General features: G+C 54.7%; 14 protein-coding genes. 6 read left to right on the top strand and 8 right to left on the bottom strand.

Translation table 11 applies throughout. The annotated features are described in order from the left end of the window. Positions 1-8 precede the first annotated feature (8 nt). The 6 genes from ACYAC5_RS13115 to yeiP all read right to left on the bottom strand — a co-directional run bounded on the left by ACYAC5_RS13115 (position 9) and on the right by yeiP (position 7,228). Entirely contained in the window at positions 9-1,817 is a 1,809-nt protein-coding gene (locus ACYAC5_RS13115) for an extracellular solute-binding protein (protein ID WP_462061889.1), read from the bottom strand. Positions 1,818-1,882: 65 nt separating this feature from the next. Then, positions 1,883-3,448 (bottom strand): cyclic di-GMP phosphodiesterase, encoded by a 1,566-nt coding sequence (locus ACYAC5_RS13110; protein WP_271460832.1) that lies wholly within the window; start codon positions 3,446-3,448, stop codon positions 1,883-1,885. Positions 3,449-3,729: 281 nt separating this feature from the next. After that, positions 3,730-4,305, bottom strand: coding sequence for a bifunctional murein DD-endopeptidase/murein LD-carboxypeptidase (gene mepS, locus ACYAC5_RS13105; RefSeq protein ID WP_008105015.1), 576 nt, complete (start codon positions 4,303-4,305; stop codon positions 3,730-3,732). Positions 4,306-4,819: 514 nt separating this feature from the next. Beyond that, positions 4,820-5,527 carry a phosphatase PAP2 family protein gene (locus tag ACYAC5_RS13100; RefSeq protein ID WP_101763698.1) on the bottom strand — a complete coding sequence of 236 codons (708 nt, stop codon included), beginning with the start codon at positions 5,525-5,527 and terminating at the stop codon, positions 4,820-4,822. A gap of 44 nt (positions 5,528-5,571) precedes the next feature. Then, positions 5,572-6,546: a CobW family GTP-binding protein gene (locus tag ACYAC5_RS13095; RefSeq protein ID WP_462061888.1), complete on the bottom strand. Its 975-nt coding sequence runs from the start codon at positions 6,544-6,546 to the stop codon at positions 5,572-5,574. Positions 6,547-6,652: 106 nt separating this feature from the next. Continuing rightward, positions 6,653-7,228, bottom strand: a complete 576-nt coding sequence (gene yeiP / locus ACYAC5_RS13090) for an elongation factor P-like protein YeiP (RefSeq protein WP_008105009.1) — start codon at positions 7,226-7,228, stop codon at positions 6,653-6,655. Between the two features lie 152 nt (positions 7,229-7,380). Here yeiP and ACYAC5_RS13085 point away from each other — a divergent pair, with 152 nt between their 5' ends. From ACYAC5_RS13085 to fruA, 4 genes are all read left to right on the top strand, one after another. Further along, entirely contained in the window at positions 7,381-7,635 is a 255-nt protein-coding gene (locus tag ACYAC5_RS13085; RefSeq protein WP_008105007.1) for a YkgJ family cysteine cluster protein, read from the top strand. Between the two features lie 278 nt (positions 7,636-7,913). Then, the gene (gene fruB / locus ACYAC5_RS13080; protein ID WP_462061887.1) at positions 7,914-9,044 is read left to right on the top strand and encodes a fused PTS fructose transporter subunit IIA/HPr protein; all 1,131 of its coding nucleotides are present in this window, start codon (positions 7,914-7,916) and stop codon (positions 9,042-9,044) included. After that, complete coding sequence (fruK, locus tag ACYAC5_RS13075) at positions 9,041-9,979, top strand: 1-phosphofructokinase (protein ID WP_101763702.1); 939 nt, start codon at positions 9,041-9,043, stop codon at positions 9,977-9,979. The genes fruB and fruK overlap by 4 nt, the downstream gene beginning before the upstream one ends. 16 nt (positions 9,980-9,995) lie before the next feature. Further along, positions 9,996-11,693 carry a PTS fructose transporter subunit IIBC gene (gene fruA / locus ACYAC5_RS13070; RefSeq protein ID WP_462061886.1) on the top strand — a complete coding sequence of 566 codons (1,698 nt, stop codon included), beginning with the start codon at positions 9,996-9,998 and terminating at the stop codon, positions 11,691-11,693. Between the two features lie 54 nt (positions 11,694-11,747). Here the strand turns inward: fruA and nfo are convergent, their stop codons facing one another. Both nfo and ACYAC5_RS13060 read right to left on the bottom strand, forming a co-directional pair. Then, entirely contained in the window at positions 11,748-12,593 is an 846-nt protein-coding gene (nfo, locus tag ACYAC5_RS13065) for a deoxyribonuclease IV (RefSeq protein WP_101763704.1), read from the bottom strand. Between the two features lie 57 nt (positions 12,594-12,650). Continuing rightward, a complete protein-coding gene (locus ACYAC5_RS13060) occupies positions 12,651-13,694 on the bottom strand; it encodes a YeiH family putative sulfate export transporter (RefSeq protein WP_377725738.1) in 1,044 nt (347 codons plus the stop codon). 138 nt (positions 13,695-13,832) lie between these two features. Between ACYAC5_RS13060 and yieE the strand changes: the two genes are divergently transcribed. Further along, entirely contained in the window at positions 13,833-14,699 is an 867-nt protein-coding gene (yieE, locus tag ACYAC5_RS13055) for a DNA-binding transcriptional regulator YeiE (protein ID WP_101763706.1), read from the top strand. 136 nt (positions 14,700-14,835) lie between these two features. After that, positions 14,836-16,302: an amino acid permease gene (locus tag ACYAC5_RS13050; RefSeq protein ID WP_101763707.1), complete on the top strand. Its 1,467-nt coding sequence runs from the start codon at positions 14,836-14,838 to the stop codon at positions 16,300-16,302. The last annotated feature ends 22 nt before the right edge of the window (positions 16,303-16,324 follow it).

Here is a 16,324-nt window from a genome sequence, read left to right as displayed (position 1 = left end):
CGTGCTCCTCAGCGTCGATTGGCCGGCAATCGCCCGGCTTTGTTCACATCGTACCACCAGTTTTCCAGACCGGTAGCAAACGCGGGTTTAATCTCGGGATGGGAAAACTTGTCCCAATACGCCATGCGATCTTCCGCGCTGTACCACATCGGAATCATGTAGGCATTCCACAGCAGGATGCGATCCAGCGCCTGGCCGAGCGGCAGCAGCGCTTTCTCATCGCCCTGATGCTCAACGATCTGCTGCACAAAATGGTCGACGATGGGATCTTTCACGCGCGGCCTGTTCCAGGAAGAGTCAATAAATTGAGATTGCCAAATCGTTTGCAAGCTGGTCGAGGGCCATGGCATGGCGTAATAGAGCGATGGGATCATGTCGTAGTCGCCTTCGCGCATACGGCGGAGATATTGCGAGCTGTCAATCTGGCGCAGCGAGACCTGGATGCCAAGCCGTTGCAAGCTGTGCTGGAACGGCAACGCCCAGTCGTTTTGCGTACCGCTGCGCATCAGTAATTCGAAACGGAACGGCTGGCCGGATTTCACATTCACCAATTGCTGATTTCTGATTTCCCAACCCGCCGCTTTCAGCAAGTTCATGGCTTGCAACAGGTTGCCGCGATCGAAACCGCTGCCGTCAGAACGTGGCGGGGCATACTCATTGTTGAACACTTCGGGCGGCAGCTGCGCTTTGTAGGGCGCCAGCAGGATCAACTGCTCGGCTTTGGGATAGCCAAGCGCTGCATATTCAGTGTTCTGGAAATAGCTGCGCGTGCGTTTATAAGCACCATAGAACAAGGCTTTGTTCATCCACTCGAAATCGAACGCCAGCGTGATGGCTTCACGTACGCGACGATCGGCGAACAGCGGTTTTTCGTTGTTAAATGCCAGCCATTGCGTGTCGGTGGAAACGGTGTTGGGAATGGTCGATTTGACGATGGCGTGACTGTCAAAGTTGCGACCGCGATATTGTGTCGCCCATTTCTTCGCTGAACTCTCTTCGCGCAAATCGTAAGCGCCGGCTTTAAAGGCCTCAAACGCCACGTTGTCATCAAGATAATAGTCATAACGCAAAGTATCGAAGTTAAAACGCCCGCGATTCACTGGCAGATTGGCGGCCCAGTAATCTTTCACCCGGCTGTACTGGATAAACTGACCCGATTTATAGGAGGTGACGCGATAAGGCCCGCTGGCCAGCGGCGGATAACCAATCGGCTCGTTAAAGTTTTTGTTTTGCCAGAATTTTTCCGGGATGACCGGCAGCGTTAGCCAGCTGAGAATCCGATCTTTGTCCGGTTTCGGCATGTCGATACGCACGGTGAGACGGTTTAGCGCTTTCACTTGCACGTCACGAAACGCCACGCGGAACTGCGGCACACCTTCCGTCATGAATTTCTGGAAGGTGAAAGCCACATCCTGCGCGGTAATCGGTGTTCCGTCCTGAAACTGTGCATGAGGATTGATCGACACTTCCATCCAGCGATAGTCGTCGGGATAGCGCGCTGATTCCGCGATCAGCGGATAGTAGCTGCCAGGTTCATCATCGGAGGTGGTAAACAAGCCGTCATACAGCGTATCGGTACCGATGCCGGGATTGCCGCGCGAGGCGAAACGGTTGAAGTTGTCGTAGGTGCCCACCACCGCCAGCGTGATCTTGCCGCCTTTGGGCGCGGCGGGATTGGCGTAATCGTAGTGAGTGAAATTCACCGCATATTTCGGCTCGCCCAGCTTAGCGAAGGCATAGCTTTCATTGATGGTGGCGGCATGCAGCGGCGCAGTGGCGCTACAAATGAACAACGCTGTGACAAGACGCAGCAGCATAAGTGGGGCGATCTCCTGTGGTGTTCCGCACTTTATGGTAGCAGTTTCATGGGGTTCGCGTGATGTTAACTCAGCGCGCGCTGGCGTTGATAATAGCTGACGAGGTTTTCGGGGCGTAACGGACGACTAAACAGATAGCCCTGCAAATGCGTCACGCCGCGATTCACCAGCCACGCCGCCTGATCGCCCGTTTCGACCCCTTCAGCGACGGTTTTGAGATTGAGTTTTTTCGCCAGCAGCAGCACTGCATCAAGCACCGGTGAGGTGACGGTTTCTGTACCAATACTTTGCACAAAACCGCGATCGATTTTCAGGTAATCGAACGGATATTTTTCCAGATAGATCAGCGCGCTATGCCCGGTGCCGAAATCATCAATCGCTATTTTAAAATTGTTCTCATGTAGCCAGGCGAAGATTTCTCCCGCGCTTTTTTCACCGACCATGCTGCGTTCGGTAATTTCAAACACATAGTTGAAGTGATCGGTGGGCATGATGTTAATCCATGCCTGGACATCGCGCCGGAAGCTCTCTGAAGCGAGATGCAGCGGCGAGAGATTGAGGCTCAGGCGCGTGCCGCGCGGCAGCTGTTTACAGAGAAACTGGGCATCGCGCGCCACCAGCGTGAACAGATGCTGAGTGAGCGGAATAATCAGGTTTTGCGCTTCGGCGTAGCTGATAAAGGCATCCGGCGGAATCATGCCTTCAGTGGGATGCGTCCAGCGCAGCAGCGCTTCCACGCCGTAGGGTTGTCCATCGTGCGCGGTGACCAGCGGCTGGTATTCAACATGAAACTGGCCGCGTTTAATGCCCTGCATGATCTCTTTGCCCGGCCGCTGATGTCGCGTCAGCAACAACCCGCTTAGCGCGGAAATCAGCAGTGAGAAGAGGATGCCGGTCAGCAACGTCAGTGAGTAATCGCGAGGCGCTAAGGTGGTGCCAAACAGCACGAAGTGCAGATCGCTGTTATTAAAGGCTATTTCATGCAGCGATGCCGGTAAATCACTCGCGCGTACCACGTTGTTGCTGCCGCTCAACAGCGCTTTGTTGCCGACCACCAGCGCCATGCCGGTGATTTCGGGATGATAAGAGGCCAGCAGCTGATAAGGCGTCAGGCTGATGTTCATGGTGGCGAAAAGGCCGGTCTCGGCTGAACCTGGATTTTTCACCCATAGCACCAGCGCCGGTTTCTTCGGTAGCAATGGCGTGCCTTCCAGCAAGCGCATATCGCGATCGCGTTCCAGTTCAGACTCAGGTGAAATATCGTTGGCTGGCATCAGAAACGCGCCGGTGGCAGAAGAGCAGTAAGCGTTGCCATCACGCACCAGCAGGATGGCGCGGATATTACCGGCAAAGGCGGCGCGAGAAGTGAGCTCACGACTGACGTTGTTGCAGGCTAACTGGGTGTATTGCTGTAAGGGATAAAGTGTATCGACCAGGCTTGCTATCACCTGTTGTAAATCGTCGCGGCTGTGTGCCAGAAGCTGTTCGTGTTGTTGTACGCGTTTTTGCCAGGTGAGTGTTAATAGCACGGTGACAAAAAGCAGAAAGAATGCCGCGCCGATAATCGCGCTATGCCAGGCGATACGGCGTGAATAACTGCTGTGGTGTTTTAATGTCCCTGACAGTGGCATGGAGTGCATTCCCCTTGTCTTGCCATTTTTTATTATGTTTATCGTTTGGTCACTACCCACTTCAGACCGCAGCCACGGTGATAACGGTGTCTGCAGCGCAATATCTGGGTATCAGGAAGTCAACGAGAATATAACGAGAGCGCGAAGAATGTCTCGTTATATTTTTGATTCTCAATTACTTTTTATCGGTTGGATTTGAGTTAAAAACTACGGGCGAAAAAAAAACGCTGCCGGGGCAGCGTTTCTGATTCTCTGGCTGAGAGGATCATCAAAGAAATACGTTAGCTTGGGTTTTTAGCAAGAACCCGACGCGCTTCGCGGTAACGATTTTTCCAATAACTGTCATTCAGGTTGGAAATCATTACGCCACTGCTGGTGGACGCGTGAACAAAGTTATCGTTGCCAAGATAGATGCCCACGTGGCGACCGGTAGAACCGGCGCGGAACAGCACTAAGTCACCTGCGCGCAATTTATTGCGTGAAATCTCTTTACCGGTGTCTTGCTGTTCAGACGTTGAGCGTGGCAAATCTAAACCGAACTGCTCGCGAAAGGTGCGCTGAACAAAAGCAGAACAATCAATGCCGCGTTTGGTGTCGCCGCCTAAGCGATAACGTACACCTTTCCAGTCACTGTACTGTTCCATGATGCGGGACTTAACGTCCACGTTCTGCACCATCTGTTCAAATTCGTCCTGAGACGCTTGAAGTAAAAAACCATTCTGGTTGTTAACTTCATGATTCTCGTTATTCGCGTTCTGACCGTTATGGGTACTGCTGCATGCTGATAAAAGTGTTGCGAGTGCTACCGCGGGAATGATCCGCCTGAGGTATCTCAGAATTGGTTGAGACTTGACCATTGTACGTGTTTTCCTTCGATTTCCTTACGACAGAATGTCGTCAGCCAGATGACAAAACGGGTTGAGATTAATAAGTACGACCGTCTAAGACAAATCCTTAATTACTAAAATGTGTTAATGCACACATTTTTGTCGCTTTCAGCACCGCATTTTATGCTGTTGCTTACTAATCGGATTTGAGGTTAACCGATTACAGACCGCGTGGCGAGTGCTTTTATATAAATATTCAAAGGTTTTTTCGATGTGAAATCAATCTGTAACACAATGGCGAGTTTATCAACAATTGGCAGCTATTTAATAGCCAAACAGCGGTGCAATAAGGGGGTAATTCTGGCGCTAAGGCCGATTTTAAGAGGGTTCGGGCTGGACAACTTAGGATTAAGGCTATTGTTCCGCGTTTTTCATCATAATCTTTTCTTTTACCTGAATAATGTTAGTTTGCTAATAGTTTATTCAGGTTTTAAATAAGCGCGAGCGACTGACTTTTTGTTCTATGATCACTCGCGCTTAACAATTACGTGCGCGGCTTATATTTGCCCGGCAACGAACGGTTCAGCCAATTCACCAGCTTGTCGCTGAAGGGCGTTAACAGGCACCAGCTCATGCCAACCAGCACCACTGACAACGAACCCACAGCGATATCAGTAAACCAGTGCGCACCCGCCATCACACGTGGCAGAGCAAACACCACGGTAATCATCAAACCCACCAGAAACGCGCGGAAGCCGAAATAGCGCCACATAAAGCAGGTGAAGATCATCAGCATCATGCCGTGGTCGCCAGGGAAGCTATCTTTCGAGGCATCTTTGGCCGGGATGCCGGTCAGTTCGCTTACGCGATGCACATTCTCAAAGAACAGCGTTGGGCTGGAGTGCTGTACCGGCAGCAGATGACCGAGTTGGTTCAGTACTACCGCGCTCAGCAGCATCGTGATGCCAATGGCCAGCAAACGGCGACGACCTTGCGGTGTCTCGCGACGCCAGTAGCTTAAATAGAGCAAACCCATAGCCAGCAGCGAAACCACATCGAAACCGCGGAAGTTAGTGATGGCCACTAACAGTGCGAAACCGTGATGATCAACCATCTGGTCATTGAAGCCATAAAAGATGGCTTTATCGATACCAAACCAGAACCCGTGATCCGGCGGCAGGTACCATGAAAGGAAAAGCATCACACCCAGTGCATTCAGCAGCAGGATGGTGACTAATCGAGAAGCGCGCATAGAAAATAGACTCAAAGTGAAAATAACGGGGCAACCTAACGCATCTAATTTAAACGAATCTTCAACAAAGCGGTCTGCAAAAGGTTCCAGTCAGCAGGCTGATGATGAATCAATTCGATGCGGCTATCCGGCGGTGTAGTAGGGCGAGTTTCTATAAACAGATCGTCGCCCTGGCGATTGATATTCACTAAACCATCGGCAGTACGCAACACACCTTTAACGCGATCAACCGGCGCATGCCTTGCCCACTCTAGCGCTTTGATCGTATCAAACACGGTTTCACCATCGAAAATCCAGCCACAGGAAGCATAGCCCTGGCCTTCATTTAGCGCACGACGCCAGCGCGCCTGGCCATCCAGTTTCAGCGCGGCCAAGCCTTGTGGACGTGAATTCTGGTGGTGATGTGCTGCATCGGGAACCGCACGATCCGCCAAGGCGGGTTGAGTCAACAGCGCGGGATCGATGCGTCCCCACGCCGCTTCCACCAGCTGACGCTCGCCCAAAAATTGCTGTTGCCAGGTGTGTAAACGCTGACGATCATCATCGTTCCAGCGGTCGCTTTTGTTCGCCACGATGATATCGGCCGCCACCAGCTGATCGCGGAAATTCTCATTCTCCACTACGCGTGCGTCGGCAAGCTGGCGCGGATCGAGCAGCGTTAAGGTGGCATCCACCTGAATCCAGGGTTGATAGACGGCAGCACGCAGCATATTCAGCAGCTGTTTGGGATGGCCAAGGCCGGTGGGTTCGATAATCAGACGATCGGATTTAGCCTGTTTTAGCAGCATGTTCAGCCCAACCTGCAGCGGCAAGCCGTTAACGCAGCACATGCAGCCGCCGGGAATCTCTTTCAGCGTGGCACCGCGATCGGCGAGCAGTGCGCCGTCGATGCCAATTTCGCCAAATTCGTTGACCAGAATCGCCCAGTTTTCATCGGCGGGTTTATTGGCTAACAGATGCAGCAGAGTGGTGGTTTTTCCGCTGCCGAGAAATCCGGTGATGAGGTTTACGCGCGTCACAAAAGGGCTCCCAAAAAAAGAGAATAAATCGCGCGTGGATGAGAGGCATCCGGCGCGCACGGCCTTGTTATACTATAACAATCACCGGCCGCCGGACGGAAGCACGTTATGAATCAGCGCGTCCCATATAACGACGTTCCGCAATATGAATGCGGATGCGATCGCCATTGCTCAGGTATTCCGGCACCTGAATGGATAAGCCGGTGCTCATGCCTGCGGGTTTGGAGCGAGCGCTGGCGGAGGCGCCTTTAATGCCCGGCGAGGTATCAACAATTTCCATATCGACGGTTTGTGGCAGCTCAAGCGCCAAGACCTGGCCATCCATCGTCAGCACCTGAATGCCTGGAATGCCACCTTCAGGAATAAACAGCAGCTCTTCTTCAATTTGCTCTTTTTTGAAGTTGTACGGCGTGTAGTCTTCGTCATCCATAAACACATACTCATCACCATCTATATAAGAGAAGGTGACGGCGCGGCGGCTAAGCGAAATGGCGTCAATAATATCGTCGCCTTTGAAGCGTTCTTCCACTTTCAGGCCGGTGCGGACATCGGTGAAACGCATCTTATAGAGCGTCGCGGCACCGCGAGCACTTGGGCTCTGTACATCAATGTCTTTCACCAGCAACAGTTTGCCGTTCCAGGTGACAGCCATCCCTTTTTTGATCTCATTTGCCTTTGGCATGGTGGTTTTCTCGCTGACAGGAGGTTAATGCGCGTCACGTTACTCGCGCGGCGAAAAACTGGCAAGTCAGCCAATGTAAAATTGTTGCCGGTGCATGGCATTCGCGGTCTGGGACTGTTATTGTCGCGGCGAATTGTCTGCAGGAGCGCATGATGTTTTGTCGTGACCAGTGCGGTGCCTGTTGCACAGCCCCCTCAATCTCGTCCCCGATTCCTGGCATGCCGCACGGCAAGCCGGCCAACACGCGTTGCGTGCAGCTTGATGAGCAACAGCGTTGCAAAATCTTTGGTTCACCGCTGCGTCCGGCGGTCTGTGCCGGCTTACAGCCCAGCGCCGAAATGTGCGGCAGCAGCCGTGATAGCGCCATGACATTTCTGCTTAAACTGGAAGCCGATACGGCGCCCTGAAGCACTGCTGACGCATAGCTGAAGAATTGGGCTTAGTGCCGTTGGTCTGTACAGCAAAAGCATCAGCCTGCCTGCCGGTAAAAATCTTAAATCCAACATGAAGTGTGCGGAACGTCAAAAATCTGCTACTCAGATCGCGCATTTTCTTGCCTGCTGTACGTGGCTGTACCATATTCCCTGAAACGTTTCAGCGTTGTCACTCCGGCTAAGTCCGCGATGCACAGCAGCTTTTTTCACCATCTAGCTGAAACGATTCAATACAGCAAGCGAGGAGAGATATGTTCCAGCTCAAAGTTCAGGCCATTCATACCGGTGCTAGCGCACAGAATAAAGAAGAGGCCATTCGTCAGGTTGCCGCTGCGTTAACCGCTGCAGGCAATGTGGCCGAAGGCTACGTTAACGGCATGCTGGCGCGCGAACAGCAAACCACCACTTTCCTGGGTAACGGCATCGCCATTCCGCACGGCACCACCGACACCCGCGACCTGGTGCTGAAAACCGGTGTCCAGGTTTATCAGTTCCCGCAGGGCGTGGATTGGGGCGAAGGGCAAACGGCGTATGTGGCGATCGGTATTGCCGCTAAATCGGATGAACACCTCGCGTTGCTGCGCCAGCTCACTCACGTATTAAGTGATGACAGCATTGCTGAACAGCTGAAAACCGCCTCGGCGGAAGATCTGCGTGCGCTGCTGATGGGCGAAAACCAGGCCGCAGAATTCAAATTCGATACCTCGCTGATTGCCGTTGATGTGGCGGCCAGCGATTTAATCATGTTACAGGCACTGAACGCCGGACGTCTGCAGGCTGCAGGCGCGGTGGACGCGTCATTTATTGCTGACGTGATTTCCCGCGCCCCGCTGAGCCTCGGTCAGGGCATCTGGCTGAGCGACAGCGCCAACGGCAATCTCGGCAGCGCAGTGGCCGTAAGCCGCGCGGCAGCGCCATTCCAGCATCAGGGCGAAAACGTCGCGCTGCTGCTGACCGTGGCGGCTAACGATCAGCGTCCGCTGGAAGTGCTGGGCTATCTCAGCAATCTGCTGCTGAGCAACAAAGCTGAACGTCTGCTGAAAGCCGATGCCGCCGGTATCCTGGCGCTGCTGACCAGCGAAGTCGATGAAGCTGCCGAGCTGCTGACCGCTGAATTCACCATCCGCAACGAACACGGTCTGCATGCGCGTCCGGGTACGGCGCTGGTGACCGTCATTAAACAGTTCAACAGTGACATCACCGTAACCAATCTCGATGGCAGCGGTAAGCCTGCTAACGGCCGCAGCCTGATGAAAGTCGTTGCGCTCGGTGTGAAAAAAGGCCATCGCCTGCGCTTTACCGCCAGCGGCGAAGATGCACAGCAGGCGCTGAACGCAATTGAAGAAGCGATCAATTCTGGTTTAGGCGAGGGGGTTGCATGAGCCGTCGTGTCGCAACAATTACCTTAAACCCGGCTTACGATCTGGTCGGATACACGCCAGAAATTGAGCGCGGCGAAGTCAATCTGGTGAAAACCACCGGCCTGCACGCGGCGGGTAAAGGCATCAACGTTGCCAAAGTGCTGAAAGATCTCGGTATCGATGTCACCGTCGGCGGTTTCCTCGGCAAAGAGAATCAGGACGGCTTTCAGCAACTGTTCAGCGAACTCGGCATCGCCAACCGTTTTCAGGTGGTGCAGGGCCGTACGCGTATCAACGTTAAGCTGACCGAAAAAGACGGCGATGTGACCGACCTGAATTTCTCTGGCTTTGAGGTCACCGCGCAGGATTGGGAGCGCTTCACCGCCGATTCTCTCACCTGGCTCGGCCAGTTCGACATGGTGTGCGTCAGCGGCAGCCTGCCAGCCGGCGTGGCGCCAGAAGCCTTCACCAAATGGATGAGCGATCTGCGCACGCTGTGCCCGTGCATCATCTTCGACAGCAGCCGCGAAGCGCTGGTCGCCGGTCTGAAAGCCGCGCCGTGGCTGGTGAAACCGAACCGCCGCGAGCTGGAGATTTGGGCTGGTCGCAAACTGCCTGCGCTGCAGGACGTGATCGGTGCTGCACATGAACTGCGTGAGCAAGGTATTGCGCACGTGGTGATTTCTCTCGGTGCGGAAGGTGCGCTGTGGGTGAATGCCTCCGGCGAATGGATCGCCAAACCGCCTGCCTGCGAAGTGGTCAGCACCGTCGGTGCCGGCGATTCGATGGTCGGCGGCCTGATTTACGGCTTGCTGATGCGTGAATCCAGCGAGCACACGCTGCGTCTGGCGACGGCAGTGGCGGCGATGGCCGTCAGCCAAAGCAACGTTGGCGTGAAAGATCGTACCCAGTTGGCCGCGATGATGGCGCGCGTCGACTTACAACCCGTTAACTAACAGCAGGAGAGCGATAATGAAAACGCTGCTGATAAAAGATTTTTCACTGGGACTGGCGTCAGGACATCTGGCGCTGGAACGTTTACGCGCGACGGCGGCACAAGCTGGCCTGACTCTGACCGATAATGCCGCCGAAGCTGAACTGGTGCTGGTTGCTGGCCACAATGTGCCGCACGACGCAGAGCTGGTCGGTAAATCGCTGGCGCTGGTTGATGTGCAGCAAGCGCTGCGCGATCCGCTGGCGGCAATCAATCAAGCCAAAGCGAGTGCCAAAACCTGGCAGCCTGCGGCTGCAACCGCTGCCGCGCCAGTAGCTGCGCAGAGCGCTGCACAGAAACGCATTGTGGCGGTGACCGCCTGCCCAACCGGCGTGGCGCATACCTTTATGGCTGCTGAAGCTATTCAGGCCGAAGCGACCAAGCGTGGCTGGTGGGTGAAAGTTGAAACCCGTGGTTCTGTGGGCGCAGGCAACGCGATTACCCCAGAAGAAGTGGCGGCGGCCGATCTGGTGATCGTCGCGGCTGATATCGATGTGGATCTGGCGAAATTTGCCGGTAAGCCGATGTACCGCACCTCAACCAGTCTGGCGCTGAAGAAAACTGCACAGGAGCTGGATAAAGCGCAGGCCGAAGCGAAAACCTATCAGCCGAGCGGCAATCAGGCTGCCAGCGCACAGGGCGACAGCAAAGAGAAAGCCGGTGCCTATCGTCACCTGCTGACTGGCGTGTCCTACATGCTGCCGATGGTGGTTGCCGGTGGTTTGAGCATCGCGCTGTCATTTGCCTTTGGTATCACCGCATTTAAAGAGCCGGGCACCTTAGCGGCTGCACTGATGCAGATCGGTGGCGGCAGCGCCTTCGCGCTGATGGTGCCGGTGTTAGCCGGTTTCATTGCCTTCTCGATTGCGGATCGTCCGGGTCTGACGCCTGGTTTGATTGGCGGTATGATCGCCACCAGCATTAACGCCGGTTTCCTGGGCGGTATCATCGCCGGTTTCATTGCCGGTTACGCCGCGAAGATGCTCAGCAGCAAAGTGAAACTGCCGCAGAGTATGGAAGCGCTGAAGCCGATTCTAATCATTCCGCTGGTGGCGAGTTTAATTACCGGTTTGCTGATGATTTACGTGGTAGGTAAGCCGGTGGCGGGCATCATGACTGGCCTGACAACCTGGCTGGCCAATATGGGTACCGCGAACGCAGTGCTGCTGGGCGCGATTCTCGGTGGCATGATGTGTACCGACATGGGCGGTCCGGTGAACAAAGTGGCCTATGCGTTTGGTGTTGGTCTGCTGAGTTCACAAACCTACGCACCGATGGCGGCCATTATGGCAGCCGGAATGGTGCCACCGCTGGCGATGGGCCTGGCGACGCTGGTTGCGCGTCGTAAGTTCAACAAAGGTCAGCAGGAAGGTGGTAAAGCGGCGTTGGTGCTTGGGCTGTGCTTCATCTCTGAAGGTGCGATTCCGTTTGCGGCGCGTGATCCAATGCGTGTGCTGCCGTGCTGTATCATTGGCGGCGCGGTAACCGGTGCGATTTCCATGGCGATTGGCGCGAAACTGATGGCACCGCACGGTGGTCTGTTCGTCCTGCTGATTCCAGGCGCGATTACCCCAGTATTGGGTTATCTGCTGGCGATTGTGATTGGTACTGCGGTAGCGGGACTTGGCTACGCCATCCTGAAAAGACCGGAAGAAGAGCTGGTTAAAGCCGCGTAATCTTCGTCACACATAAAAAAGGGAGCTGCGGCTCCCTTTTGTTTAATCAGATAATTAACCCTGCTGCTCCGACTTCAACCACGCAATCTCATCCTTCCAGATATCCGGATTAATGGTTTCCAGAATCATGGGAATGCCGTCAAAACGTTTATCTTTCATCAGCCAGCTAAACGCGGTTTTGCCAATATTGCCTTCGCCCAGACTGTGATGGCGGTCGACGCGACTGCCCAGCGTGCTCTTGGCATCATTCAGGTGCATGCCGCGCAGATACTGGAAACCAACGATGCGCTCAAAGTCGCTGAAGGTCTCGGCGCAGGCTTCTTCGGTACGCAGATCGTAACCGCCAGCAAACGCGTGGCAGGTATCAATGCACACGCCAACGCGCGACTTATCTTCTACGTGTTCAATAATGGTGGCGAGGTGCTCGAAGCGGAAACCGAGATTGCTGCCCTGACCGGCGGTGTTTTCGATCACCGCCACCACGCTGCTGGTTTTATCCAGCGCGATGTTGATCGATTCGGCGATACGCTTCAGGCAGGCTTCTTCTTCAATCTGCTTCAGATGGCTGCCTGGGTGGAAGTTCAGCAAGGTCAAACCCAACTGCTCGGCACGCTGCATCTCATCGAGGAAAGCCTCGCGCGATTTCTCCAGCGCTTCCATCACCGGATGGCCGAGGTTAATTAAATAGCTATCGTGCGGCAGAATCTGCGCGGAGGTGAAGTTGTAACGATCGCAGGCGGTTTTGAACGCATCGATCACTTCTCCTGACAGCGGTGCGGCTTTCCACTGGCGCTGATTTTTGGTGAACAGCGCAAAGGCTGTGGCTTCGAGTTCGTGGGCACGGATAACTGCCTGGTCCACGCCGCCTGATGCACTGACATGTGCGCCGATATATTTCATGCCGCTCTCCTGATTGGGCGATTGCTGCTGCAAAGCTGCCCATCATAGCGGATGCGGTTACGCCATGAAATGTTGCACCAGCACATTGAGTGCTCCGCCGCCGAGAATTAACCAGCCAAACATCACCAATCCCAGCAGCAAGGGTTTACAGCCAGCCTGTTTAAGGGCGCTGAAGCGCGTAGTCAAACCCAGCGCAGCCATCGCCATCGCCAGCAGCAGATTGGCCAGCTGATTCAGCGTGCTAACAATATTGGCAGGCAGCAGATGCAGCGAGTTAAACAGCGCCACCACAATAAACAGCAGCGCGAACCAGGGAAAACGAATCGCTTGTTGCTGTGCGTTGTGGCTACGCTGACGTTTCAGCCAGCTTCCCAGCATCAGCAAGAAGGGCGCTAACATCATCACGCGCAGCATTTTGGCAATCACGGCGGTGTTTTCGGCCTCGGCACCCATCGCGTGTCCTGCCGCAACGACCTGCGCTACTTCATGCAACGTCGAACCCGTGAAGATACCGAAATGTTCCGCGCTGACCGTTGGCAGCAGCGACCACAACATCGGATACAGCACGATGCCAACGGTACCAAACAGCACCACAGTCGCAACAGCCACCGCCACTTTTGACGGCGCAGCCTTAACGATAGGTTCACTCGCCAGCACCGCCGCCGCGCCGCAAATACTGCTGCCCGCTCCAATCAGCCACACGGTTTCGCGATCCATCTTCAGCAGACGAATGCCGATAAAACAGGTCAGCAGGAAAGTGGAGCTGAGAACCATCACATCAATCAATACGCCGCTAAGACCGACATCAGCAATCTGCTGCACAGTAATACGAAAGCCATACAGGATGATGCCGAGGCGCAGCAAACGCTGTTTCGCCAGCATTACGCCGCTGTCACAGGCGCCGGCCATCTGCGGATAAAGGGTGTTACCGAGCACGATGCCCAAAATAATCGCTAACGTCAGCGCACCGAATCCGGCCCCGGCCAACCACGACTGATTGCTTAACCACGCCGCGGTACCGGCAATCGCCACGGTCAACAGTAAACCCGGCAGCCAGTGATGTAGATGAAACGGGGTTTTATTCACGCTTAACTCAGCCATACTTTTCTCCTGTAGGGGCACCATTCCTGGCGACCTTCTAACATTCAATCTCTGCCTCAAGCCTGCGCTGTGCTGGTATAAAAGTAAAATTGATAATATATTTATAATTAACCAGAATAAGTAATATAAGGAAACCGCATGCACATCACGTTGCGCCAGATTGAAGTGTTTACCGAAGTGCTGAAGAGCGGCTCGACGACGCAGGCCTCGCAGGTGCTGGCGCTGTCGCAGTCGGCGGTGAGCGCCGCGTTAGCAGATTTGGAAAACCAACTCGGTGTGCAGCTGTTTGACCGCGTCGGTAAGCGGCTGGTGGTGAATGAGCATGGCCGTTTACTCTATCCGCGTGCCGTGGGTTTGATGGAGCAGGCGGGCGAAATCGAACAGCTGTTTAAGGAAGATAACGGGGCGATTCGCCTGTTCGCCAGCAGCACCATTGGTAATTACCTGCTGCCGGGCATGATCGCCGCCTATCGCCGCGATTTCCCCGCGTTGCCGCTGGAGCTGAGCGTCGGCAACAGTCAGGATGCGATTAATGCGGTGGCGGATTTTCGCGTCGATATCGGTTTGATCGAAGGTCCGTGCCACGAGCTGGATATTATCAGCGAGCCGTGGCTGGAAGATGAGCTGGTGGTGTTTGCCGCGCCGGATGCCGCCATCCTGCAGCAGCCGATTACGCTGGAAGCGCTCGCCGCCGCGCCGTGGATTCTACGCGAGCGCGGTTCAGGCACGCGCGAGATCGTTGATTATCTGCTGCTGTCGCATCTGCCACAGTTTCAGCTCGGCATGGAGTTAGGCAATTCAGAGGCGATTAAACACGCGGTGCGTCACGGCATGGGCATCAGCTGTTTGTCGCGGCGGGTGATTGAGGATCTGCTGGAAGCCGGCACGCTGGTGGAAGTCGCGATCCCATTGCCGCGCCTGACGCGCACGCTGTATCGCATCCATCATCGACAGAAGCATGTGTCCAAAGCTTTAAGCCGTTTCCTGTCGTATTGCCGTGAATAATCACAGCGCTGATCACGCTGCGGCTAATAATTCCCGGCCGATCATGAAGGTAACTAATAACCCGACGTGAATGCTATACAGCTTGGGGCTAGCTGCTACAATCTCGCCTCATTTTTATCCAGCATAGCGTTTACACATGCATAATGACTCAAAAACAACACAACAACCTGGATTGCGCCGTGAATTAAAAGCGCGTCATCTCACCATGATCGCCATTGGTGGTTCCATCGGTACCGGCCTGTTTGTCGCCTCGGGTGCCACCATTTCTCAGGCCGGACCCGGCGGCGCGCTGCTCTCCTATGCGCTCATCGGCCTGATGGTTTACTTCCTGATGACCAGCCTCGGCGAACTCGCGGCCTTTATGCCGGTTTCTGGCTCCTTCTCCACCTACGGTTCAAAATATGTTGAAGAAGGCTTCGGCTTCGCGCTGGGCTGGAACTATTGGTACAACTGGGCGGTGACCATCGCCGTTGACCTCGTCGCCTCGCAGCTCGTCATGAACTACTGGTTCCCGGACACGCCCGGCTGGATCTGGAGCGCACTGTTCCTTGGCCTGATGTTCCTGCTCAACTACATCTCAGTCAAAGGCTTCGGCGAAGCGGAATATTGGTTCTCGCTGATCAAAGTGACCACCGTCATCATCTTTATTGTGGTTGGCGTGTTGATGATCACCGGCATCATGCGCGGCGCAGAAAACGCCGGCTGGCATAACTGGACCGTGGGCGAAGCGCCGTTCGCCGGTGGTTTTGCTGCGATGATAGGCGTGGCGATGATCGTTGGCTTCTCCTTCCAGGGCACCGAGCTGATCGGTATCGCGGCCGGTGAATCTGAGGATCCGGCGAAGAACATTCCGCGTGCGGTGCGTCAGGTATTCTGGCGAATTCTGCTGTTCTATATCTTCGCTATTCTAATCATTAGCCTGATTCTGCCGTACACCGATCCGAAGCTGCTGCATAACGATGTCACCGATATCGCCATCAGCCCGTTCACGCTGGTGTTCCAGAATGCCGGTCTGCTCTCGGCGGCAGCGGTAATGAACGCGGTGATTCTGACGGCGGTACTGTCAGCGGGTAACTCCGGCATGTACGCCTCAACGCGTATGCTGTTCAACCTGGCACGCGAAGGTAAAGCGCCACGCATTTTCGGCAAGCTGTCGAAAGGTGGCGTGCCGCGTAACGCGCTGATTGCTACCACTGTGGTGGCGGGATTGTGCTTCCTGAGCTCGAAATTTGGTAACCAGGAAGTTTACCTGTGGCTACTGAACACCTCAGGCATGACCGGTTTCATCGCCTGGTTGGGTATCGCCATCAGCCATTACCGTTTCCGTCGCGGTTATATCGCGCAGGGTCACAACCTGGCCGATTTGCCGTACCGTTCGGGCTTCTTCCCGCTGGGACCGATCTTCGCTTTCATTTTGTGTCTGATCATTACGCTGGGACAGAACTATCAGGCGTTCCTCGCTGACCGCATTGATTGGTATGGCGTGGCCGCAACCTACATTGGTCTGCCGCTGTTCCTGATTATTTGGTTGGGCTACAAGCTGACACGCGGTTCGCGCTTCGTGAAATACAGCGAGATGGAATTCCCGACGTTTAAAGAGTAGTCATACCCTTGCGCGATAAATC

The organism is Pantoea sp. y20 (assembly GCF_054903455.1).
This window is presented reverse-complemented; position numbering and strand designations above follow the sequence as displayed.

What these genes read in the sequence shown, in the direction of transcription:
- ACYAC5_RS13115 (WP_462061889.1), bottom strand. Translation starts at nt 1,817, where the DNA reads ATGCTGCTGCGTCTTGTCACAGCGTTGTTCATTTGTAGCGCCACTGCG.
- ACYAC5_RS13110 (WP_271460832.1), bottom strand. Translation starts at nt 3,448, where the DNA reads ATGCCACTGTCAGGGACATTAAAACACCACAGCAGTTATTCACGCCGT.
- mepS (WP_008105015.1), bottom strand. Translation starts at nt 4,305, where the DNA reads ATGGTCAAGTCTCAACCAATTCTGAGATACCTCAGGCGGATCATTCCC.
- ACYAC5_RS13100 (WP_101763698.1), bottom strand. Translation starts at nt 5,527, where the DNA reads ATGCGCGCTTCTCGATTAGTCACCATCCTGCTGCTGAATGCACTGGGT.
- yeiP (WP_008105009.1), bottom strand. Translation starts at nt 7,228, where the DNA reads ATGCCAAAGGCAAATGAGATCAAAAAAGGGATGGCTGTCACCTGGAAC.
- ACYAC5_RS13085 (WP_008105007.1), top strand. Translation starts at nt 7,381, where the DNA reads ATGTTTTGTCGTGACCAGTGCGGTGCCTGTTGCACAGCCCCCTCAATC.
- fruB (WP_462061887.1), top strand. Translation starts at nt 7,914, where the DNA reads ATGTTCCAGCTCAAAGTTCAGGCCATTCATACCGGTGCTAGCGCACAG.
- fruK (WP_101763702.1), top strand. Translation starts at nt 9,041, where the DNA reads ATGAGCCGTCGTGTCGCAACAATTACCTTAAACCCGGCTTACGATCTG.
- fruA (WP_462061886.1), top strand. Translation starts at nt 9,996, where the DNA reads ATGAAAACGCTGCTGATAAAAGATTTTTCACTGGGACTGGCGTCAGGA.
- nfo (WP_101763704.1), bottom strand. Translation starts at nt 12,593, where the DNA reads ATGAAATATATCGGCGCACATGTCAGTGCATCAGGCGGCGTGGACCAG.
- ACYAC5_RS13060 (WP_377725738.1), bottom strand. Translation starts at nt 13,694, where the DNA reads ATGGCTGAGTTAAGCGTGAATAAAACCCCGTTTCATCTACATCACTGG.
- yieE (WP_101763706.1), top strand. Translation starts at nt 13,833, where the DNA reads ATGCACATCACGTTGCGCCAGATTGAAGTGTTTACCGAAGTGCTGAAG.
- ACYAC5_RS13050 (WP_101763707.1), top strand. Translation starts at nt 14,836, where the DNA reads ATGCATAATGACTCAAAAACAACACAACAACCTGGATTGCGCCGTGAA.